Here is a 21,763-nt window from a genome sequence, read left to right as displayed (position 1 = left end):
CGGCGCGAAGCGCGACGAGGGCGCGGCTCTGTCTGCTCGGCTCGGTGACACCTGTTTCTGCGCTCACTGAGCATTGGTTTTGCGTTTTGCGGTCAGAGAATTGCAGAGAACTGCGAGAGCGTCCACCGTTGGGACAGAACCGAGCGATCCGGATCGAGGGCCGATGAGAGTGCAAGCACCGTGCTGTCAGGGAGATTTGGGTGCGACGGGAGCGGAAGACCGAGCGGCCGCAAGGAAGCGCAATCAACGCAAGCCGTTTGCGTACATGTGGAAGGCGCTGCAAAGTGCCTGCTCCACGGCACAGCACGGAGCGGGGCCCGCAGGTGCGGACCCCGCTCGAATGGAGGCGGATCAGTGTGCGGCCGGACCGGGGGTCAGAGGCCGCCGGTGTACAGAAGCCGGTCGGGCGAGCCGGTACCCAGATCCGTCAGCACGTCCGTCGTGGCCTGACCGGCGATCCAGTCGGAGATCTCCCCGGGAGTCGCGGCCGGGTTCTGCTCCAGGAAGAGGGCGGTGACGCCGACGACGTGCGGGCTGGACATGGACGTCCCGCTCAGCGCCGTGGAGCCGCCGCCGAGCCTGGCGGAGACGATGTCGACCCCGGGGGCGTACACCTCCACGCAGGTGCCCCAGTTGCTGAAGTCCGCCTGCCGGTCCTGGTTGTCACTGGCACCCACGGCGAGCACCTGGTCGGCGCCCGCCGGGGAGACGTCGCAGGCGTCCTGGCTCTCGTTGCCCGCCGCGACGACGGGCAGGATTCCCAGCTCGGCGAGTCCGTCGAACGCGTCGTCGACCGCCGCGGACGAGGGTCCGCCGAGCGACGCGTTGACCACGCTGGGCGGCTCGGCGTTCTCGGCGATCCAGTCGAGCCCCGCGATGATCCCGGCCCAGGTTCCCGACCCTTCGCAGTTGAGCACCCTGACGGGGACGAGCGAGGCGGAGCCCGCGACACCGTACGTCGCGCCGGCGACCGTACCGGCCACATGCGTGCCGTGGCCGTTGCAGTCCCCGGCGCCCCGGCCGTCGCCGATGCCGTCGTAGCCTTCGCCCACCCGGCCGCCGAACTCGCTGTGGGCGGCCTCGATGCCGGTGTCGACGATGTAGGCGGTCACACCGGCACCCGTACCGGCCGCGTTGTACATGGAGTCCAGAGGCAGGGTCCGCTGGTCAATCCGGTCAAGTCCCCAGCTCGCGGCGGCCGCACGGGCGCCGGCCGTCTTCTTGGCGGCCGGGGGTGCGAGCGAGGCCTCGCTGTTCTCCTCCACGGCCTGGACGCCTGCCGTACCGCGCACCTTCTCCAGCTGGGCGGGGGTGAGCGAAGCCGCGAAGCCGTGCAGGACCTTGCTGTACGTGAACATCGGGGTGACCCCGAGATCCTCGGCCATGGCGTCAGCCGTCTGCGCGGACGACAGGGTGACGATGTACTGACCGGGCACGGCCCGGGACGACCTCTGCACCGGCACGAGACTGTCGCCGGTGTCGGCCGTGGCCGGGGTGGTGCCGATCAGCGGGGCGATCAGCAGTAGAGCGGCCGGGGCCCAGTGGGCGCGCAGGCGCATGCGTTCTCCCTTGACATGGAGGATCCGGTTGCGGACCAGGACAGGCCCGCGAGGTGTGAACACCTGACCTTTCGTCCACATCCGGGTCGCGCCTTGAGTCACGTCAGCCGGACAGCGCAAAGATCGGTACCGGGGCAGGCCCATTCGGCCGATCGCATGAAAGGTTTCAACCAACGCCTGCGGGTGAACGTAAACCCGCTCCCGTACGGACGTCAATGCCGCACACAGCAGGCTTTCAATCATCAAGCCAGAAAGACCTCGATCACGAACGAACCCTTGACAGGGACTGGACACAACTCTAGCTTCACATGACTGAAACGATTCATCCCCGCGTCGTTACGGAGCCGAGTTGTGATCAGCAGAAGACGACTGCTCAGCACCACCGCAGCCACCGCGGCGCTCGCCGCGGTGTCCGCACCCGCCGCGCACGCTGCCGGACCGGCGCGGGCAGCCGCCGGCCGGGCCCGTGTCACCGAGCCGACCGTCGAATACGTGCGCCACCCGCTCGGTCTCGACACCCCGCGTCCGAGGCTGAGCTGGCCGGTCGTGTCGGAGGCCCCGGGCCGGACCCAGACCGCGTACCAGGTGCGGGTCGCCACCACCCCGGAACGCCTCGGGAAGCCCGACGTCTGGGACAGCGGCAGGGTCGAGTCCGACCGGTCGGTGCTGGTCCCGTACGCGGGCCCGGCGCCGGCGTCCCGTACGCGCTACCACTGGTCGGTGCGTGTGTGGGACTCCGGCGGGCAGGTCTCCGGGTGGAGCGAGCCGTCCTGGTGGGAGACCGGGCTCCTGGCCGCATCGGACTGGTCGGCCGGCTGGATCGGCGCGCCTGCCGCGCTGACCGCCGTGCCCGCGCTGGACGGCGCCTCGTGGATCTGGTTCCCCGAGGGCGATCCGGCCGCCGGTGCGCCCGCGGCCACCCGCTGGTTCCGTGGCCGGGTGGAGATTCCGGCCGGTGTCACCCGCGCCCGCCTGGTCATGACGGCCGATGACGGGTTCACCGCCCGGGTCGACGGCGTGGAGGTGGCGCACACCGAGGCGGACGGCCCCGCCAACAACTGGCAGCGGCCCGTCCTGAGGGATGTGACGAACCGGCTCTCCCCGGGCGTCCATGTGATCGCCGTGTCGGCCACCAACGCGACGGAAGGACCCGCCGGACTGCTCGGCCTGCTGGAGCTGACCACCGCCGACGGTGTGGTCACCCTGGCCACCGGCGCAGACTGGCGGACCACCGACGAGGAGCCTTCGGGGGACTGGGGGTCCGGTACCTACGACGACAGCGCGTGGTCCGCCGCCAAGGTCCTCGCCCCCTGGGGTTCCGGGCCCTGGGGCCGCGTCCAGGTGGCACACTCCCCCGCCACCCAGCTGCGCAGGGAGTTCCGGCTCGGCCGCAAGCGTGTGGCGCGCGCCAGGCTGTACTCGACCGCACTCGGGCTGTACGAGGTGTTCCTCAACGGCAAGCGGGTCGGCGAGGACCGGCTCGCACCGGGATGGACCGACTACGACAAGCGGGTCCAGTACCAGACGTACGACGTGACCGGACTGCTGGCCCCGGGCGGGAACGCACTCGGGGTCACGCTCGCGACAGGCTGGTACGCCGGCAACATCGCCTGGTTCGGCCCGCATCAGTACGGCGAACAGCCTGCCGTTCTGGCCCAGTTGGAGGTCACCTTCACGGACGGCTCGACCGAGCGGGTGGTGTCGGGGACCGACTGGCGCGCCGCGACCGGGCCCGTCACCGGTGCCGATCTCATGGCGGGCGAGGAGTACGACGCCCGGCTGGAGACCGACGGCTGGACGCGGGCCGGCTTCGACGCGTCGGGGTGGCTCGCCGCCGATCGGGTGGACGACGTCACGGCGGCGCTCGTCGCCGAAGTGGACGGGGCATGCCGTGTCGAGCGCGAGCTGACGGCGCGTGAGGTGACCGAACCGGCGCCCGGTGTGTTCGTGTTCGACCTCGGCCAGAACATGGTGGGCACCCCGCGCCTCACCGTGTCCGGACCCGCCGGCACGACGGTGCGGCTGCGGCATGCCGAGGTCCTGAACCCGGACGGCACGATCTACACGACGAACCTGCGCACCGCCCGGGCCACGGACACGTACACGCTCAAGGGCGGCGGCCGGGAGACGTACGAGCCCCGCTTCACCTTCCACGGCTTCCGCTACGTCGAGGTGACGGGCTATCCCGGCCGGCCGGGCCCCGACGCGGTCGTCGGCCGTGTCATCCACACCTCGGCACCGTTCACCATGGACTTCACGACCGATGTGCCCATGCTCAACCAGCTCCACAGCAACATCACCTGGGGGCAGCGCGGCAATTTCCTCTCCATCCCGACGGACACCCCCGCGCGGGACGAGCGCCTCGGCTGGACCGGTGACATCAACGTGTTCGCGCCCACGGCCGCGTACACGATGGAGTCGGCGCGCTTCCTCACCAAGTGGCTCCACGACCTGCGCGACGACCAGCTCGCCGACGGCGCCTTCCCCAACGTCGCCCCGGACCTTCCGGGCGTCGGCAGCGGTGCGGCGGGCTGGGGCGACGCGGGGGTGACCGTGCCGTGGGCCCTGTACCAGGCGTACGGCGACGTCCGGGTCCTGGAGCAGTCCTGGTCCTCGATGCTGAAGTGGCTGCAGTATCTGGAGGCGCACAGCACCGGGCTCCTGCGGCCCGCGGACGGCTACGGCGACTGGCTCAACATCGAGGACGAGACTCCCAAGGACGTCATCGGCACGGCGTACTTCGCCCACAGCGCCGACCTCGTCGCCCGCACAGCGGAGGCGCTGGGCAAGGACCCGGCGCCGTACCGGAGCCTCTTCGGCCGGGTGCGCGACGCGTTCCGGGCGGCGTATGTGACGGCCGGCGCACGCGTCAAGGGCGATACGCAGACGGCCTACGTACTGGCTCTGTCCATGGACCTGCTGACGGAGGGCGACCGAGGGCCGGCGGCCGACCGGCTGGTCGCGCTCATCGAGGCGAAGGACTGGCATCTGTCGACGGGGTTCCTCGGGACCCCGCGGCTGCTGCCGGTACTGACCGACACCGGGCACACGGATGTCGCCTACCGGCTGCTGACGCAGCGCACCTTCCCGAGCTGGGGCTACCAGATCGACCGGGGCGCCACGACGATGTGGGAGCGGTGGGACTCCATCCGGCCGGACGGCAGCTTCCAGGACGCCGGGATGAACTCCTTCAACCACTACGCGTACGGCTCGGTGGGTGAGTGGATGTACGCGAACATCGCGGGCATCGCACCGGGGAGCCCCGGTTTCCGGAAGGTCGTCGTGCGACCGCGTCCGGGCGGCGGTGTGACGCGGGCCGAGGGCCGGTTCGACTCCCTGTACGGGCCGGTCACGACGCGCTGGAAGACGGACGCGGACGGCTTCGTCCTCAGGGTCGTCCTGCCTGCCAACACGACCGCCGAGGTATGGATACCGGGTGGCGACGAGTGGAGCGCCGGCCAAGGCTCCGCGAGGTTCCTGCGCCTCGACGACGGGTGTGCGGTCTTCGCCGCCGGGTCGGGGACCCATCAGTTCGCCGCCTCCGCCTGACGGGGATCACCCGAGGCGCCCTGTAGGACGGAAACTGTCCTACAGGGCGCCTAACGTGTTCCTCAGGAGCTCGGGGAGATGCCCCAGGATTCCCCTGGAGGAGGCGGACGTGAGCATGGCCGACGGCACGGAACCGGGTGCGCAACCGCAGTTCTTCGAGCGGGCCCCGGAACTGAGGGACTGGCTGGAGCGGCATCACGGGGTGCGGTCGGACCTGTGGGTGAAGGTCGCGAAGAAGAGCACCGGCATCGAGTCCGTGACGGCCTCCGAGATCATCGACACCGTGCTCTGCTACGGCTGGATCGACGGGCAGCGCAAGTCCCTCGACGAGGAGTACTACCTCCAGCGGATCTCGCGCCGCCGCAAGGGCGGCCACTGGTCCCAGGTCAACGTGCGCAAGGTGGAGGCGCTGACGGCGGCCGGCCTGATGCGGGAGCCGGGGCTGGCCGAGGTGCGGGCCGCGCGGGAGGACGGGCGGTGGGCGGCGGCGTACCCCTCGCAGAAGGAGGCCACCGTGCCCGAGGACCTCGCGGCGGCGCTGACCCCCGGCTCCCTGGCGGCGCAGCGGTTCGAGGAGCTCGGCAGGACGGACAGGTACCTGGTGATCCTTGAGCTCCTGAAGGCGAGAACGCCCGAGCTGAGGGCCGTCCGGCTCGCGCGGGCGATCACCAAGCTGGAGTCGGGCGGCACGTCGGGCTGACCCGCCCGGCCCCCGTCAGACCGGTGTCGCCCGGCCCCGGTTCAGGCCGGTGTCGCCCGGCCCGGTCACACGGTGTTGCCGAGGAGGTCGGGCTTCTCGGCCAGCGCGGCAAGACGCCCGGCCGGGTCCGCGACCAGCCGACGGGCAGCCAGGTCGAGGATGCCGCCGACGGCCCTGATGTCCGCGGCCAGGGTGCCGTCCTCCTTGACGATCTGCTGCACGATCTCGAAGGTCTTGCCCGCACCGTAGACGAACTCGCAGCTCACCCGCACCCTGTCCCCGCCCCGCAGTTCCCGCAGGTACTTCACCGTCACTTCCAGCTGCACGGGGCCGACTCCGTCGGCCAGCAGCTTTTCCTGGGGCAGTCCGGCGGCCCGCAGCAGCTCCCAGCGCGCGTGTTCCGCGTACTGGAGGTAGACGGCCTGGTTGAGGTGGCCCTGGGTGTCGAGTTCGTAGCCGCGCACGGTGACATCGACGAAGTAGGTCATGAACATCCGAACGCCGGCGGGCGGTCCGCCATTCCGCCGGGGCCCGTCGTCAGGTACCTCTACGCAACCTCTTTACGCGCCTGTCATGCACGGGTAACTTCCTGACTGCAAAAGATTGCAGCAAAATTCTGACAGCACTTGCTGTCGGGACGCACTGCTCGCCCGAACCCCGAGGCGCGTCCGGGTTCTCCGGCGGGATCCTCGCAGCCGCTCGCGGAGCGGTTGTGCTGTTGGCAGCCACGGTCCACCCGCCCGTGGCACTCCCCTGGAGACACACGAATGAAACGCACCCCCACCCGGCTGCTCGGACGCCCTCTGGGAGCGGCCGTCGCAGCCACCGTGATGCTGGGGCTCCTGACCGCGGTGCCGAAGGCCGCGGGTCCCGATTCGGCCGTGCCCGCGGCTGCTTCGGAGTCCACCGCGACCGTCTTCTACTACACGAAGACCAAGAACTGGTCCGCGTACAAACTCCATTACGCGCCCGACGGCGGCTCCTGGACGACCCCGCCGGGCGTGGCGATGGAGGCCGCGTGCACGGACTGGGTGAAGCAGACCGTCAGCCTGGGCAGCGCGTCCGGTCTGGCCGCGACGTTCAACAACGGTTCGGGCGTCTGGGACAACAACGGCGGGAAGAACTACGCCCTGGGCACCGGCAGCATCACCGTCAAGGACGGCGTGGTGGCCCACAGCGACCCGTGCGCGGACACCGGTACGGATCCGACTCCGACCGCCGACCCCGAAGAGACGCACACCGCGGCGGTCTACTACTCGACCGCGACGGTCGGCTGGACCACCACCAATCTGCACTACCAGCCGGCGGGCGGCACCTGGACCACCGTGCCCGGCGTGGGCATGGAGGCCGCCTGTACCGGCTGGGTGAAGAAGTCGGTCGACCTCGGCACGGCGACCACGATGCTCGCCACGTTCAACAACGGCAACGGGGTGTGGGACAACAACAACGGCGCCAACTACGCGATCCCGTCCGGGCTCACCACGGTGAAGGACAAGAAGGTCACCGCCGACGCGAAGGACCCCTGCGCCGCGGAGGTCCCGGACACCCAGGCACCGACCGTGCCCACGAAGGTCACCGCGGACGCCGACGGTGTCTCCGTCGTGCTGACCTGGGACCCGTCCACCGATGACCGAGGTGTGACGAAGTACCAGGTCACCCGGACAGGGGGCACGAAGGGCACGATGGTCACCGACGTCGGCTCCACGGTGTACTCCGACACCGGGCTGGAGGAGAAGACGGCCTACAGCTATACGGTGAGAGCCGTCGACGCCGCCGGGAACGTGTCGGCCGCCTCCGCAGCCGCCACCGCGACCACGGGCGAGAAGCCCGCGGCGCCGGCGTCCGGGGAACCGCTGGGCACCGATCCCCGCAAGGACCCGATCTACTTCGTGCTCACCGCCCGCTTCAACGACGGTGACACCTCCAACAACCGGGGCGGGAGCCAGCACACGAAGTCGGGCAACGCCGCCAACAACGACCCCATGTTCCGGGGCGACTTCAAGGGCCTGGTCGAGAAGCTCGACTACATCAAGGGCCTCGGCATGTCCGCCGTGTGGATCACCCCGGTGGTGCTGAACCGGTCCGACTACGACTACCACGGCTATCACGGCTACGACTTCTACGAGGTCGACGCCCGGCTCGAGTCCGCCGGCGCCTCCTACCAGGACCTCATCAACGCGGCCCACGCCAAGGGCATGAAGATCTACCAGGACGTCGTCTACAACCACTCCTCGCGCTGGGGCGCCAAGGGCCTGTTCACCCCGAAGGCGTACGGAGTCCGCGACACCCAGTGGAGCTGGTTCTACGACGAGAAGAACGACGGGTTCGAGTACGACGGCCTGACCGTCGAGCCCAAGTCCGGTAAGTCCTACTACAACGGCGATCTGTGGTCCACCGCCGAGCCTTCGGGCAACACCTGCGTCAACTGGGGCACGCCCACCCAGTACACCTCGCCCGAGGGGTACCGGATCTACAACTGCCAGTGGCCCAACCCCACTTCGGGCATGTTCCCGAAGGCGTACTACCACAACTGCTGGATCGGGAACTGGGAGGGCGAGGACTCCCGCAGCTGCTGGCTGCACGACGACCTCGCCGACTTCAACACCGAGAGCGCGCCCGTACAGAACTACCTGATCGGCGCCTACAACAAGTACATCGACATGGGCGTGGACGGCTTCCGGGTCGACACCGCCGTGCACATCCCCCGTACGACCTGGAACCGCCGCTTCCTGCCGGCGATCCAGGAGCGCGTCACCCAGCGGTTCGGCGCCGAGGCCGCGAAGAACTTCTTCGTCTTCGGTGAGGTCGCGGCCTTCGTCAACGACAAGTGGAACCGGGGCTCGGTCAACCACTCCGCGCAGTTCTACACCTGGAAGGAACGCAAGGAGTACAACGCGGACGACGAGAAGGCCGCGCTGGAGATGTACGACTACGAACAGCAGCAGGGCACCGGCTCCCAGCCGACCTCCACCAACGCCTTCCTGAACGGCAACGCGTACCACGCACCGGACCACAGCAGGTTCTCCGGGATGAACGTCATCGACATGCGCATGCACATGAACTTCGGTGACGCCAACAACGCGTACAACAACGGCAAGGACTCCGACGACAGTTACAACGACGCCACCTACAACGTCGTGTACGTCGACAGCCACGACTACGGACCCAACAAGAGCAGCGAACGGTACGCGGGCGGCACCGACGCCTGGGCCGAGAACATGTCCCTGATGTGGACCTTCCGGGGCATCCCCACGCTCTACTACGGCTCCGAGGTCGAGTTCCAGGCCGGCAAGAAGATCGACTGCGGGCCCACCTGCCCGCTGGCGACGACCGGGCGCGCCTACTTCGGCGCTCAGCTCGCCGGCGACGTCAAGGCGTCCGACTTCAGCAAGGTCTCCTCGGCGTCCGGTGCCGTCGCCGACACCCTCTCGAAGCCGCTGGTCAAACATGTGCAGCGGCTCAACGAGATCCGACGGGCCGTGCCTGCCCTGCAGATGGGCCAGTACTCCACCGAGGGCATCACCGGGTCGATGGCGTACAAGCGCCGCTACACCGACGCGGCGAGCGGCACGGACAGCTTCGCGCTGGTGACGGTCACCGGCGGTGCCACGTACACGGGCATCCCCAACGGCACCTACAAGGACGCCGTCACCGGGGACACCCGGGTGGTGACGGGCGGCACCCTCGCCGTCCCGGCACCGGGCAAGGGCAACCTGCGGGTGTACGTCCTCGACCTCGGCGGGAAGAACGCGGCCCCGGGCATGATCGGGACGGCGGGTACCTACCTGAAGTGACCCGAGGCGGACCCGGGCGTGGCGGGCGCGCGATGCGCCTCCGTCACGCCCGGCCGCCTTCGCCCCCGGCCACCCGCCTCAGGGTGCGCAGCAGGTACTCCTTCCGGTGGAGCGGATCGTGATCGGTGCGGGGCCGCTGCGGAACGGGGCCCTCGACGGGCCGGTAGTGCGCGAAGTCGGACTCCAGCACCCCCTCACCGCGTGTCAGCTCCGGCAGCAGTTGCTGCAGTTCGTGGATACGGGCGGCGGGGACCTCGCCCTCGAGGGTGCACACCCGGCCCCGGGTCAGCGGAGTCCGGGGAACGGCGCGCAGCCGTGCGAGCACCGGGACGAGGGGGCCGAACGTATCGGCCGGGAGCTCGATGCGGAAGCGGTGCATCGGCTCGTACACCGTGGTTCCGGCCTGTTTCAGCGCGTCCATGAGCACCAGCGGAGTCAGGTTGCGGAAGTCTCCCGCGGTGCTCGACATGCTCTTGTCGAACACCGCGTGCGAATGACTCTGCCGGGGCCAGTATCCGGAATGCGTCAGGGTGACGGTGCAGTCGGTGACCTGCCATCCGTGAATTCCCTGGCCGAGTGTCTCCAGCACGGTGTCCTCCACTGCCCTCATCAGGGAGAAGGGCATGGATCCGAGTTCCACCTCCCGCCGGAATTCCACCCCGCTGTCGGCCGGTGCGGGATCGACGCGGAGGCCGACCGTGGCGAGGAAGGGATTGGGTTCCCGGTCGATGACCTCGACGGCCGCGCCGGTTCCGGCCGGCCGTTCCAGGCAGATGGTCGTGGTTTCCCGGAAGGTGACCTCGATGCCGTACTCGTCCGCCAGCGTCGCCTGGATGACCTCCTTCTGCACCTCGCCGTAGAGCGAGAGGGAGATCTCCTGACGGATGTCGTCACGCCGTACGCCGATGAGCGGGTCCTGCTCCGCGAGGTGGCCGAGCGCGGTGTGCAGGGCGCCCCGGTCCTCCCGGCGGAGAGGGGTCACCACCGTCTCCAGCGTCGGCGGGGCGAAGTGGGCCCGCGCCGGTGGCTTCGCGGGCGCCTCACCGATCCTGTCCCCGATCCGGACGGCACCGAGCCCTCGCAGCCTGCCGATCCGGCCGGCGGTCAGAGCGGAGGCGCGGTCGTCCGTACCGCGGTCGAAGACGGTGATGCCGGAGATCTTGCCCTCGCGTCCGTCGTCCTCGCCGTCCCCCCGCAGGCGGACACGTTCACGCGTGCGCACCGCTCCGGAGAACATCCGGACGTACGCGATCTTCTCCCCGGCAGGACCGCGCTCGACCTTGAACACCGTGCCCGCAGCCGGGCCTCCGGTGTCCTGGCCGGTGACGGGCAGCAGCTCGGTGATGCCCGCGATCAGCTCCGGCACGCCCGCCCCGGTGGCCGCGGAGCCGAAGTACACCGGGTGCACCAGCGTCTGCCGGGTCTGCTCCGCCAGGCCGGCGCGCAGCCGGTCGTACGGGATGCCCGTCGCGTCGTCGACGTAGGCGGCCAGCAGGTCGTCGTCGTGACCGGTGAGCAGATCGGTCAGCGCGGTGGCGAACGCCGGGTCCGCGGCGGTGAAAGGCTCGGTGCGGGCTTCGCGGGTGCCCAGCGCCTCGGCCGAACCCATCGCGACGACATCACGGGACAGCCGCTCGGCGATGTCCGCGAGGACACCTTCGTAGCGGGCGCCGCCGCGGTCGGTCTTGTTCACGAAGACGAGTGTGGGGATCCGCAGCCTGCGCAGTGTCCGCATCAGCACACGGGTCTGTGCCTGGACGCCCTCCACTGCGGAGACGACGAGCACGGCGCCGTCGAGCACGCCGAGGACCCGTTCCACCTCGGCGATGAAGTCCGGGTGGCCGGGGGTGTCGATGAGGTTGACCGCGACGCCGTCGACGACGAAGGAGACGACCGCGGACTTGATAGTGATGCCGCGTTGCCGTTCGAGCGCCAGCGAGTCGGTCTGTGTGCTGCCGTCGTCGACGCTGCCGACGGTGTCGATGACTCCGGCGGCGTGGAGAAGCCGCTCGGTCAGGCTCGTCTTACCGGCGTCGACGTGCGCCAGAATTCCCAGGTTCAATGTGTGCACTGAGCTTCATGCCCTCGAGATAGGTGTGAATTCCTGTCTGGGTGGACACAGAAGCTCGGCGCATGAATTTCTCCCGGGTTGTTCGGCTGGTGCCGGAATTACAGCAGGCACCCGCTTCACAGAGCAATCGATTAAGGCCGGTCGGTCTGAACCTCCAGATGCGGGAAGCGCAGTTCCGTACGGCTCCGCGCGGTCTCGCCGGGGCGCAGGACGGTGCTGGGGTGGTCCGGCCGGTTGGGTGAGTCGGGCAGGTGCTGGGTCTCCAGACAGACCGCGCCGTGGCGTTCGTGGCGCCGGCCGGTGGCGTCGGTGAACGAGCCGTCGAGCTGGTTGGCGGTGTAGACCTGGATGCCCGGCTCGGTGGTCCACACCTCCAGGACGCGGCCCGAGTCCGGGGCGGTGAGGCGGGCCGCGCGGCGCAGCCCGTCGGCGGTTTCGCGCAGCACCCAGCAGTGGTCGAACCCGCCTGCCATGCGCAGTTGTTCGTCCTCCAGCGCGATGGCCTCGCCCAGTACGCGCGGTGCGGTGAGGTCGAACGGCGTGCCCCCTACCCCGGCCGGCGGTCCCAGGGGGATGCCGTCGCCGTCCACCGGCAGATAGGTGTCGGCGTCGACCTCCAGCCGGTGGCCGAGGACGTCCCCCTGGCCGGCCAGTTCGAAGTAGGCGTGGTTGGTGAGGTTGACGACCGTGGCACGGTCGGTGACCGAGGCGTAGTCGATGGCCAGGGTGCCCGCGGTGTCGAGGGTGTACGTGACCGTCGCGTCGAGCGCGCCGGGGAACCCCATGTCGCCGTCGGGGCTGTGCAGGGTGAGGCGCAGGGACACACTGTCGTCCGTGGTGTCCGCGGTGGCGTCCCACACCTTGGTGTGGAAGCCCTCGGGGCCCCCGTGCAGTGCGTGCCCGCGGTCGTTGGCGGGGATGTGGTGCGTCTCCCCGTCCAGGGTGAAGCGGCCGTTCGCGATGCGGTTGGCGTAGCGGCCGACGACCGCGCCGAAGTACGGGTGTTTGCCCGTGTAGTCGTCGACGGTGGCGAGCGACCGTACGACGGAGGCGGGGGCTCCCGCGGTGTCGGGCACGGTGAGGCTGTGGAGGGAGGCGCCGTAGGTGAGTACCTGGGCGACGACTCCCGTACCGGAGTCGAGGGTCCACAGGCCGGTCTCCGTCCCGTGGGCGGAGCCGAACGGTGTGCGGTGCACGGTGGGGCGCGGCATCAGAGGTCCTTGGGAAGAGCGGGGGCACGCCCGGGTGCGGTGGATTCACGGACGATGAGGCGGTAGCCGGGTCGGGGCCGGCGTGGTTCGGAGACCGGTTCGCCCGAGAGGCGTTCGACGAGGCTGTCGACGGCGAGTCGGGCGATGGCCTCCTTGTCCGGGGCGATGGTGGTGAGCGTGGTGGTGCCGTACCGGCTCTCCTCGATGTCGTCGAAGCCGACGACGGCGATGTCGTCCGGGATGCTCAGCCCGCGTTCGGTGATGGTCCGCATCGCTCCGATGGCGATGAGGTCGTTGTACGCGAACACGGCGTCCGGCCGCTCGCCCCGGTCCAGGAGCGAGGCCATGGCTGTGGCGCCGTCCTCACGGCCGTATCCGTCGGTGACCACGACGAGGGACTCGTCCGGCTCGATGCCGGCGGCGGCCAGTTCCTCGCGCCAGCCGCGCAGTCGCAGATGCGCGGGCTGGCGTTCGCGGCCGGTACGTGAGCCGAGGAACGCGATCCTGCGGTTGCCGTTGTCGATGAGGTGGCGCACGGCCTCGCGGGACGCGGCGACGTTGTCGATGGCGATGTGGTCGTACGGTGCCTCGTACTCGCGCTCACCGAGCAGCACCAGAGGCGCCGTCTCGGTGCGCGCCATGAGGTCCTCGGTCTCCAGATGGATGGGGCTGAGGATGAGGCCGTCGATCACGTGGGACCGGAATCCCTGGCTGACCAGGAGTTCCTTCTCCCGGAGGCCGGCGGTGTGGTCGACCAGGACGGTGTAGTCGTGCCGGGCGGCCGCGTCGACGACCGCTCCGGCGAGTTCGGCGAAGTAGGGGTTGCCGAACTCGGGTACGGCGAGGGCGATGATCCCGGTGCGGCCCTTGCGCAGGTGGCGGGCGGTGAGGTTCGGCCGGTAGCCGAGTTCGTCGATCGCCTTCTGCACCTTGGCGCGCATCGCCGGTGTGACGTGCTGATAGTTGTTCACCACGTTCGACACGGTCTTGATGGACACGCCCGCCCGATGCGCAACGTCCTTGAGGCTGACGCCCACGGCACTCCTTGGCTCGACTTGGCTCAGTGGTTCGGCTGGGTACAGCTGGTTCGTCGTCAGGTGCTTCTGCGACTGCGCGCCAGATAGCGCTGGGCCACCACGACAACGATAAGGAAACCGCCGCTGACCACGGACTGGTACGAGGAGTTGAGCGAGCCGATCTGGTTGATCAGGTTCTGGATGACGGCCAGCAGCAGGACGCCCCAGAGGGTTCCGCTGATCGAGCCGGCACCGCCGATGAGCAGCGTGCCGCCGATGACGACCGCGGAGATCGCGTCCAGTTCCATGCCCACGCCGACGATGGTGACACCGGAGGACAGCCGGGCCGCGTTGAGCGCACCGGCGAGTCCGGCGAGCAGGCCGCTGAGTGTGTAGACCAGGATCTTCGTGCGGGCGACCGGGAGACCCATCAGGGTGGCGGCGTCGCTGCTGCCGCCGACAGCGAAGAGGGTCTGCCCGAACGAGGTGCGCTGGAGCACCAGTCCGCCGGCCCCGAACAGGACCAGGGCGATCAGGATCGGGTAGCCGAAGCCCCAGACGCTGCCCTGCCCGAGCTCTCCGAAGGCGGAGTCCTTGGGCACCAGGTAGGTGGTGGCGCCCTCGTCGGTGAGGGTGAGCAGCAGACCGCGGGCGGCCAGCAGGGTGGCGAGGGTGACGATGAAGGGCGCCATGTTGCCCCGGGCGATCAGGAGTCCGTTGAGCAGCCCGATCGCACCGCACACCACGAGGGGTACGAGCAGGGCGGCGAGGAAGCCGTACTGCGAGGCCCAGGCGGCGAGGACTCCGCCGAGGGCGAATACGGACCCGACGGACAGGTCGATGCCGCCGGTGATGATGACCATGGTCATGCCGAGGGCGACCACGGCGAGGAAGGACGCCTGGATCGTCACGCCGCGCGCGTTGTCCAGGGAGGCGAAGGTCGGGTAGATGAACGAGGCGGCGATCACGACGGTCAGCAGGACCGCGAGGACGCCTTGGCGCTGGAGGAGTTCGGCGATGCGCTGCTTGGTGTCCGGCGCGGGGGCGGCGGGGCGGGGGGCCTTGCCGTCCGCGGGTGCGGCCGGCTTCCGCACGGCCGGGGCCTGGACTGCGGGGGCGGGTGTGGTTTCGTTCATCGGGACCGACGCTCCCGGGCGACGTAGACGGCGGCGATGATGATGGCCGCCTGGGCGATCTGTGCGGTGGAGTCGGGCAGGTCGTGCTTGACGAGTGTGGCGCGCAGGAGCTGCATCAACAGGGCGCCTGCCACGGTGCCGAGCACCCGGATGGAGCCGCCGTTGAGGGGCGTGCCGCCGACCACGACCGCCGTGATGGCGGAGAGTTCCATGAGGGTGCCCAGCGAGGACGGGTCGCTCGCGGTGAGTCTGGCCGTGGCGAGGATGCCGGCGAGGGCCGCGAGCACACCGCAGAGCACGTACACACCGATGAGGACGCGCTTCACGGGGAGTCCCGCGAGTGCGGCGGCGGACCGGTTGCCGCCGACGGCGACGATCTGCCGCCCGAAGGTGGTGCGCTGCACGAGGAAGGCCACGGCGACGGCGAGGACTCCGGCGATCAGGACGACCAGCGGAATGCCGAGGAAGGAGCCGGTGCCCAGCGACAGCAGGTCGGGGTTGACGATCTGCTTGAGCTGGCCGTCGGCCATGACCAGGGCCAGTCCCCGGCCGCCGACGAAGAGGGCGAGCGTGGCGACGATGGGCTGCAGCCCGATGAGGGAGACCAGCGTGCCGTTGACCGCTCCGACGACCGCGCCCGCGAGGAGCGAGACGACGAGCGCGGGCACGAGCCCGTATCCGAGGTAGAGCGGCAGGAACGCGGCGGCGAGCGCCATGGTCGAGCCGACGGAGAGGTCGACGCCCTCGGTCCCGATGACCAGGGCCATGCCCAGGGCGACGATGACGATGGGGGCGACCTGGACGAGCTGGGTGCGGAAGTTGTCCGCGGTCATGAAGTGGTCGGTGAACAGTGCGTTGAAGAGCAGCACCACCGCCACGGCGACGTACACGCCGTATTCCTGGTACCAGGCGGGGTCACGCAGCCGGGCCAGGGGCGTCACACGCGTGACGGGCTGCTTCGCGGGCTCTACGGGTGGGGAGACGGCGGCCTGGGTCATCGGGGGTCCTCCTGAGCGGCCGGGGCCTTGTCCCCCGGCGCCGGTGCATGGTCGGCGAGTACTTCGAGCAGCCGGCTCTCGGCCACCTCGTCGCCCGCCAGTTCGCCTGCGACGGCTCCGCCGCGCAGGACGACGATCCGGTCGGCGCCCTCGATGAGCTCCTCGATGTCGGAGGAGATGAGCAGGACGGCCAGGCCCTCGAGGGCGAGGTCGTCGATGAGGCTCTGGACCTCGGCCTTGGCACCGACGTCGATGCCTCGGGTGGGTTCGTCGAGCAGCAGGACCTTGGGTTCCAGGCAGAGCCAGCGGGCCAGCAGGACCTTCTGCTGGTTGCCGCCGGAGAGTTCGCCGACCTTCTGCTCGGGGCTGGACGCCTTGATGCGCAGGCGCTTCATGAAGATGTCGACGATCCGGTCCTGCTTGGCGCGGGAGACGACGCCGGCCCGGGAGAGGCGCGGCATGGCGGCCAGCACGATGTTCTCGCGGACGGAGAGGCCGGGGATGATTCCCTCCGCCTTGCGGTCCTCGGGCAGCAGGCTGATCCCGGCCCGGATGGCGGCGGCCGGGGTGAGGCGGCTCAGCGCGGTGCCGTCGACGGTGAGCTCGCCCGCGTCCAGGGGCAGGGCACCGGACAGTGCCTTCGCCGTCTCGCTGCGGCCGGAGCCGAGGAGGCCGCCGAGGCCGAGCACTTCGCCCGCGTACAGCGACAGGGATATGTCGTGGAGCTGGTGGCGGCTGGTCAGGCCGGTCGCGGTGAGCACCGGGGTGCGGGCCGCTTCGTGTCCCTCGGCCGCGAAGTTGGTGACGCCGGAGCGGCGGACCTCGGCCAGGTCCCGGCCGAGCATCATCGAGACGAGCTGCATCCGGTCGAGGTCGGCGAGGTCGCCGGTGTGGATGTGGCGGCCGTCGCGCAGTACGGTGACGCGGTCGCAGATCCGGTACAGCTCGTCCATGCGGTGGCTGACGTAGAGCACGGCGATGCCCTGGTCGCGCAGGGTCTCGATGACCCGGAAGAGGGTCTCCACCTCACGCGGTTCGAGCGAGGAGGTGGGTTCGTCCATGATGACGACCTGGGCGTTGACCGAGACGGCCCGTGCCAGGGCGACCATCTGCTGCGTGCCGATCCCGAGGGTGTGCAGGGGGCGGCGCGGGTCGACGCGTACGCCGAAGCCGTCGAGCAGTTCGGCCGTCTCGCGGTGCATGCGGGCGAAGTCGATGAGGCCGAGGCGGTTCTTGGGCTCGCGGCCGAGGAAGATGTTGCGCGCCACGCTCATCAGCGGGACGAGGTTCACCTCCTGGTAGATCGTGGAGATGCCGGCCTGCTGGGACTCGAACGGCCGGGCGAACTTCACCGGCTGACCCGCCATGCGCAGGTCTCCCCCGTCCGGCCGGTACACACCGGTCAGCACCTTGATGAGGGTGGACTTGCCGGCGCCGTTCTCGCCGACGAGCGCGTGCGTCTCTCCTGCGCGCAGGGAGAAGGAGACGTCGTCCAGGGCGACGACGCCGGGGAACCGTTTGCTCACCGAGCGGGCTTCGAGCACCGCGGCGGCCGTGGGCACGGCCGCGTCGGGTGCCTGAGGTACTGCTTCGGGTGGTGCCATGGGTGGTCTTGGCCTTCCGCTGTTCCAAGGGTGTGGGCCCGGGAGCCGCCGTGGCCCTCGTCAGAGGGCCACGGCGGGCGGGCCGTCGGGACGGGAGCGGTCAGTACGCTCCGCCGAGCGATTCCTTGGCGTTCGTGTCGTCGTACTCGCGGTCGCTGATGATGACGTTCTCGGGGATCTCCTCGCCGCCGTAGAACTTCTGGGCGGTCGCGAAGGCGAGCGGGCCGAAGCGCGGGTTGGACTCGATGACGGCGTTGTACTCGCCGTTGACCAGGGCCTGCACGGCGTTGCGGGTGCCGTCGACCGAGACGATCTTGACGTCCTTGCCGGGCTTCTTGCCTGCGGCCTTCAGCGCGGTGACGGCGCCGAGACCCATCTCGTCGTTCTCCGCGTAGACGGCGGTGATGTCGGGCTTGGACTGGATGAGCTGCTCCATGACCTGCTGGCCCTTGTCGCGGGCGAACTCGCCGGTCTGCTGGGCGACGATCTCGATGCCGGGCGCCTTGGCCTTGATCTGGTCGACGAAGCCCTTGGTGCGGTCGGTGGTCACGTTGTTGCCGGAGGCGCCGAGGAGGATGGCGACCTTGGCCTTGCCGCCGGTCGCCTTGATCATCGCGTCGGCGGCGCGCTTGCCCTGCTCGACGAAGTCGGAGCCGAGGAAGGCCACGTAGTCCTTGCAGGCCGTGGAGTTGACCTTGCGGTCGATGGTGAGGACCGGGACCTTCTTCGCCGCGGCTGCCTTGAGCGCCGGCTCGAGACCGTCGGAGTTGAGCGGGGCGATGATCAGGAACTGGGCGCCCTGGGAGAGCATGTCCTGGATGTCGCTGATCTGCTTGGAGAGCTGCGACTGAGCGTTGGTGACGAGCAGCTTCTTGACGCCGATCTTCGCGGCCTCGTCCTTGATGGACTGGGTCTCGGCGATACGGAAGGGGTTGGCCTCCTTCTCCGACTGGGAGAAGCCGACCACGGCGTTCTTCAGGTCCAGCTCGGGCGCGCCGTAGGTCTTCAGCGAGCAGCCGGCACCGGAACTGGCCTCGGGGGTCTTGGCCGCCTGGGCTCCCTGGCTGCTGTCACCGCCCGCGTTGTCCGAGGTCTCCGACTTCGAGCAGCCGGAAACGGCCAGCGTGGCGGTGGCGGCGAGCAGGCAGGCCGCGGCGAGGGTACGGGATCGACGCTGGGTCATCATGCGCGGAACGCTCCTTGGCGGGATGACGGCACGCCGTTCGGCGTGCGGTCGGGCATGGCGGGACGGTGGATCGGCCGCTCGGCGGCAGATGCCGCCGCATTCCTCACGACCGGCCGCTGAAGGGGTCTCCAGCTGCGCAAACTGTGGTCGTGAGAGCCTGTGCGGCCTCTCGGCGGCTCGGGTTTACAACGTTATATAGGCGCGATGGCGCGGGCGGCAAGAGAGTTGTCGATGCGTTTCCAAAATGTGTCGCCCCGGGTCACGGCCTCCGGCGCACTGTCGGCGGGGCGGGACGGCATCAGGTGTTGCGCCATCTATGGACACCGGCTTGACGGCGTGCTGTCATACCGCCGACATCAATTTTCCAACGTTGCAAGAATGTTGCCGCGCACGGACCCCGTACGCGGCAGCCGACTTCGCCATGCGCCGGAGCGGTCCGGACCGGTCGCACACCTCCCTGTCCTGCAGAGCAGAAGCGGAGCCCCACCGATGCCCCTGAACCGCAGACAACTCATGACCGGCGCCCTGGCCACGGCCGCCGCGACGACCGCGGGCGGCCGCTGGGCCACCACCGCGACCGCCGCCGGCGGCAAGGCACCGGCCGCACGCGGCGGCCACTACTCCCCCAACGCCGCTCCGCTGCATCCGACGGCCTTTCTGAAGCTGCCGCCGGGCCGGGTCACCGCGCGCGGCTGGCTCGCCGGCCAGCTCCGGCTCCAGCTGGACGGACTCTGCGGCCGCTACGAGGAGTTCTCCCACTTCCTCGACTTCAACGCGTCCGGCTGGGTCCGCCCCGACCGGGGAGGCTGGGAGGAGGTCCCGTACTGGCTGCGCGGATACGCCGACCTGGCGATCGTGACCGGTGACGCGACGGCGCTCGCGGCCACCCGCCGCTGGATCGACGCGATCCTCACGACCCAGCAGTCCGACGGGTTCTTCGGCCCGAAGTCGCTGCGGACCTCGCTCAACGGGGGTCCGGACTTCTGGCCCTTCCTGCCGCTGATCCAGGCCCTGCGCTCCTGGCAGGAGTACAGCGACGACAACCGGATCATCCCGTTCCTCAGCAGGTTCTTCCGCTACATGAACGCCCAGGGCCCCGGGGCTTTCAACACCAGCTGGATAGCGCTGCGCTGGGGCGACGGCCTCGACAGCGTCTTCTGGCTCTTCAACCGCACGGGCGACACCTTCCTGCTCGATCTCGCCGACAAGATCCACCGGAACGGTGCCGACTGGGGCGACAACCTGGTCAACCTGCACAACGTCAACATCGCGCAGGGGTTCCGGGAACCCGCCCAGTACGCGCTGCGCAGCGGCTCACCGCAGGACACCCAGGACACGTACGGGACCTACGGCAAAGCCATGGACCAGTACGGGCAGTTCCCGGGCGGCGGCTTCGCCGGGGACGAGAACGCCCGTCCCGGGCACGGAGACCCCCGGCAGGGATTCGAGACCTGCGGAATCGTCGAGTTCATGGCGAGCCACCAGCTGCTGACCCGGATCACCGGCGACCCACTGTGGGCGGACCGGTGCGAGGAGCTCGCCTTCAACTCGCTGCCCGCCTCGCTGGACCCGTCGGGCAAGGCGGTCCACTACGTCACCAGTGCCAACAGCGTCGATCTGGACAACGTCCCCAAGAACGGCCGGCAGTTCCAGAACGGCTTCGCGATGCAGGCGTTCCTGCCTGGCGTCGACCAGTACCGCTGCTGCCCGCACAACTACGGGATGGGCTGGCCGTACTTCGTCGAGGAGCTCTGGCTCGCCACTCCGGACGGCGGGCTGGCCGCGGCGATGTACGCGGCCTGCGAGGTCACGGCGAAGGTCGCGGACGGTACGGAGGTCACCTTCACCGAGGAGACCGGCTACCCGTTCACCGACACCGTCACGCTGTCGCTCACCTCACCGAAAAGTCTGCGCTTCCCCCTGGTGCTCCGGGTTCCCGCCTGGTGCGCCGAGCCCGACATCAAGGTCAACGGGCGCAGCGTCGCCGCACCCGCGGGCCCCGCCTTCACCCGTATCGACCGCACCTGGGCCGACGGCGACAAGGTCACCCTGCGCTTCCCGCAGCGCACCGGCGTGCGCACCTGGGCGGACAACCACGGCTCGGTGAGCGTCGACCGCGGCCCGCTCACGTACTCGCTCCGGATCGGCGAGGACTACCGGCGCACCGGTGGGACCGAGCAGTTCCCGGAGTACGAGGTCCACGCCACGAGTGCCTGGAACTACGGGCTCGTCCTGGACGGCAACCGCCCGTCCTCCTCCCTGCGCCACCACACGCTGCGCGCGCCAGGGGACAACCCGTTCACGCTCGAAGGCACCCCGCTGACCATGACCGCCCGGGCACGCAGGATCCCGGAGTGGACCGCGGACGGCGAACACGTGGTGGCGCCCCTGCAGGACAGCCCGGCACGCAGCGCCGAGCCGGTGGAGGAGGTCACCCTCGTCCCGATGGGTGCCGCCCGGCTCCGCATCACGTCGTTCCCCACCGCGGATCCGCAGGGGACGCCGTGGCTCGCCGACCGCTGGTACCGGATCGGCAACCTGCACTCGGGCAAGGTCCTGGGCGTCGACACCATGTCCACGGCCGACAGCGCCCATGTCGTCCAGTTCGCCGACAACGGCACCGACGACCACCTCTGGCGGCTCGTACCCAACGGCGACGGCTGGTACCGCGTCCTCAACCGCCACTCCGGCAAGGTCCTCGGCGTCGACAACATGTCCGCCGCCGACAGCGCCCACGTCGTCCAGTTCGCCGACAACGGCACCGACGACCACCTCTGGCGGCTCGTACCCAACGGCGACGGCTGGTACCGCGTCCTCAACCGCCACTCCGGCAAGGTCCTCGGCGTCGACACCATGTCCACCGCCGACAGCGCCCACGTCGTCCAGTTCGCCGACAACGGCACCGACGACCACCTCTGGCAGCTGCTCTGACACGCGTT

At 69.7% G+C, this 21,763-nt stretch carries 13 protein-coding genes; 4 read left to right on the top strand and 9 right to left on the bottom strand.

Annotated elements, in window-relative coordinates:
- Positions 1 to 374 precede the first annotated feature (374 nt).
- Positions 375 to 1,559, bottom strand: coding sequence for a S8 family peptidase (locus tag ACFW9O_RS12720; protein ID WP_384608249.1), 1,185 nt, complete (start codon positions 1,557 to 1,559; stop codon positions 375 to 377).
- Between the two features lie 351 nt (positions 1,560 to 1,910).
- Here ACFW9O_RS12720 and ACFW9O_RS12715 point away from each other — a divergent pair, with 351 nt between their 5' ends.
- On the top strand, positions 1,911 to 5,108 hold the full coding sequence (locus tag ACFW9O_RS12715; RefSeq protein WP_384608246.1) for an alpha-L-rhamnosidase: 3,198 nt from the start codon (positions 1,911 to 1,913) through the stop codon (positions 5,106 to 5,108).
- 115 nt (positions 5,109 to 5,223) lie between these two features.
- Positions 5,224 to 5,808, top strand: coding sequence for a YdeI family protein (locus ACFW9O_RS12710; RefSeq protein ID WP_384608897.1), 585 nt, complete (start codon positions 5,224 to 5,226; stop codon positions 5,806 to 5,808).
- A gap of 65 nt (positions 5,809 to 5,873) precedes the next feature.
- Here the strand turns inward: ACFW9O_RS12710 and ACFW9O_RS12705 are convergent, their stop codons facing one another.
- A complete protein-coding gene (locus ACFW9O_RS12705; RefSeq protein WP_384608243.1) occupies positions 5,874 to 6,296 on the bottom strand; it encodes an acyl-CoA thioesterase in 423 nt (140 codons plus the stop codon).
- A 279-nt stretch (positions 6,297 to 6,575) separates the two neighbouring features.
- On the opposite strand from ACFW9O_RS12705, the gene ACFW9O_RS12700 reads away from it, so the two are divergent.
- Positions 6,576 to 9,602, top strand: coding sequence for a carbohydrate binding domain-containing protein (locus ACFW9O_RS12700; protein ID WP_384608241.1), 3,027 nt, complete (start codon positions 6,576 to 6,578; stop codon positions 9,600 to 9,602).
- A 43-nt stretch (positions 9,603 to 9,645) separates the two neighbouring features.
- Here ACFW9O_RS12700 and ACFW9O_RS12695 read toward each other — a convergent pair whose 3' ends face one another.
- The 7 genes from ACFW9O_RS12695 to ACFW9O_RS12665 all read right to left on the bottom strand — a co-directional run bounded on the left by ACFW9O_RS12695 (position 9,646) and on the right by ACFW9O_RS12665 (position 18,824).
- Positions 9,646 to 11,673, bottom strand: a complete 2,028-nt coding sequence (locus tag ACFW9O_RS12695) for a GTP-binding protein (protein WP_384608239.1) — start codon at positions 11,671 to 11,673, stop codon at positions 9,646 to 9,648.
- A gap of 131 nt (positions 11,674 to 11,804) precedes the next feature.
- A complete protein-coding gene (locus ACFW9O_RS12690) occupies positions 11,805 to 12,884 on the bottom strand; it encodes an aldose epimerase family protein (RefSeq protein WP_384608237.1) in 1,080 nt (359 codons plus the stop codon).
- Positions 12,884 to 13,921, bottom strand: a complete 1,038-nt coding sequence (locus ACFW9O_RS12685; protein WP_351177197.1) for a LacI family DNA-binding transcriptional regulator — start codon at positions 13,919 to 13,921, stop codon at positions 12,884 to 12,886. The genes ACFW9O_RS12690 and ACFW9O_RS12685 overlap by 1 nt, the downstream gene beginning before the upstream one ends.
- 56 nt (positions 13,922 to 13,977) lie before the next feature.
- On the bottom strand, positions 13,978 to 15,036 hold the full coding sequence (locus ACFW9O_RS12680; protein ID WP_384608234.1) for an ABC transporter permease: 1,059 nt from the start codon (positions 15,034 to 15,036) through the stop codon (positions 13,978 to 13,980).
- A complete protein-coding gene (locus ACFW9O_RS12675; protein ID WP_351177191.1) occupies positions 15,033 to 16,034 on the bottom strand; it encodes an ABC transporter permease in 1,002 nt (333 codons plus the stop codon). The genes ACFW9O_RS12680 and ACFW9O_RS12675 overlap by 4 nt, the downstream gene beginning before the upstream one ends.
- The gene (locus ACFW9O_RS12670; RefSeq protein ID WP_384608229.1) at positions 16,031 to 17,638 is read right to left on the bottom strand and encodes a sugar ABC transporter ATP-binding protein; all 1,608 of its coding nucleotides are present in this window, start codon (positions 17,636 to 17,638) and stop codon (positions 16,031 to 16,033) included. Before ACFW9O_RS12670 ends, ACFW9O_RS12675 begins: the two co-directional genes overlap by 4 nt.
- Before the next feature lie 100 nt (positions 17,639 to 17,738).
- Positions 17,739 to 18,824, bottom strand: coding sequence for an ABC transporter substrate-binding protein (locus tag ACFW9O_RS12665; RefSeq protein WP_351180346.1), 1,086 nt, complete (start codon positions 18,822 to 18,824; stop codon positions 17,739 to 17,741).
- A gap of 489 nt (positions 18,825 to 19,313) precedes the next feature.
- Between ACFW9O_RS12665 and ACFW9O_RS12660 the strand changes: the two genes are divergently transcribed.
- The gene (locus ACFW9O_RS12660) at positions 19,314 to 21,755 is read left to right on the top strand and encodes an RICIN domain-containing protein (RefSeq protein ID WP_384608226.1); all 2,442 of its coding nucleotides are present in this window, start codon (positions 19,314 to 19,316) and stop codon (positions 21,753 to 21,755) included.
- Positions 21,756 to 21,763 lie beyond the last annotated feature (8 nt).

This window comes from Streptomyces sp. NPDC059499, from assembly GCF_042749285.1.
Taxonomy (GTDB): domain Bacteria; phylum Actinomycetota; class Actinomycetes; order Streptomycetales; family Streptomycetaceae; genus Streptomyces.
This window is presented reverse-complemented; position numbering and strand designations above follow the sequence as displayed.

Bases quoted from the DNA above. Each gene is read 5' to 3' on its own strand.
- ACFW9O_RS12660 (WP_384608226.1), top strand. From the start codon at position 19,314: ATGCCCCTGAACCGCAGACAACTCATGACCGGCGCCCTGGCCACGGCC.
- ACFW9O_RS12680 (WP_384608234.1), bottom strand. From the start codon at position 15,036: ATGAACGAAACCACACCCGCCCCCGCAGTCCAGGCCCCGGCCGTGCGG.
- ACFW9O_RS12705 (WP_384608243.1), bottom strand. From the start codon at position 6,296: ATGACCTACTTCGTCGATGTCACCGTGCGCGGCTACGAACTCGACACC.
- ACFW9O_RS12665 (WP_351180346.1), bottom strand. From the start codon at position 18,824: ATGATGACCCAGCGTCGATCCCGTACCCTCGCCGCGGCCTGCCTGCTC.
- ACFW9O_RS12700 (WP_384608241.1), top strand. From the start codon at position 6,576: ATGAAACGCACCCCCACCCGGCTGCTCGGACGCCCTCTGGGAGCGGCC.
- ACFW9O_RS12675 (WP_351177191.1), bottom strand. From the start codon at position 16,034: ATGACCCAGGCCGCCGTCTCCCCACCCGTAGAGCCCGCGAAGCAGCCC.
- ACFW9O_RS12720 (WP_384608249.1), bottom strand. From the start codon at position 1,559: ATGCGCCTGCGCGCCCACTGGGCCCCGGCCGCTCTACTGCTGATCGCC.
- ACFW9O_RS12690 (WP_384608237.1), bottom strand. From the start codon at position 12,884: ATGCCGCGCCCCACCGTGCACCGCACACCGTTCGGCTCCGCCCACGGG.
- ACFW9O_RS12710 (WP_384608897.1), top strand. From the start codon at position 5,224: ATGGCCGACGGCACGGAACCGGGTGCGCAACCGCAGTTCTTCGAGCGG.
- ACFW9O_RS12670 (WP_384608229.1), bottom strand. From the start codon at position 17,638: ATGGCACCACCCGAAGCAGTACCTCAGGCACCCGACGCGGCCGTGCCC.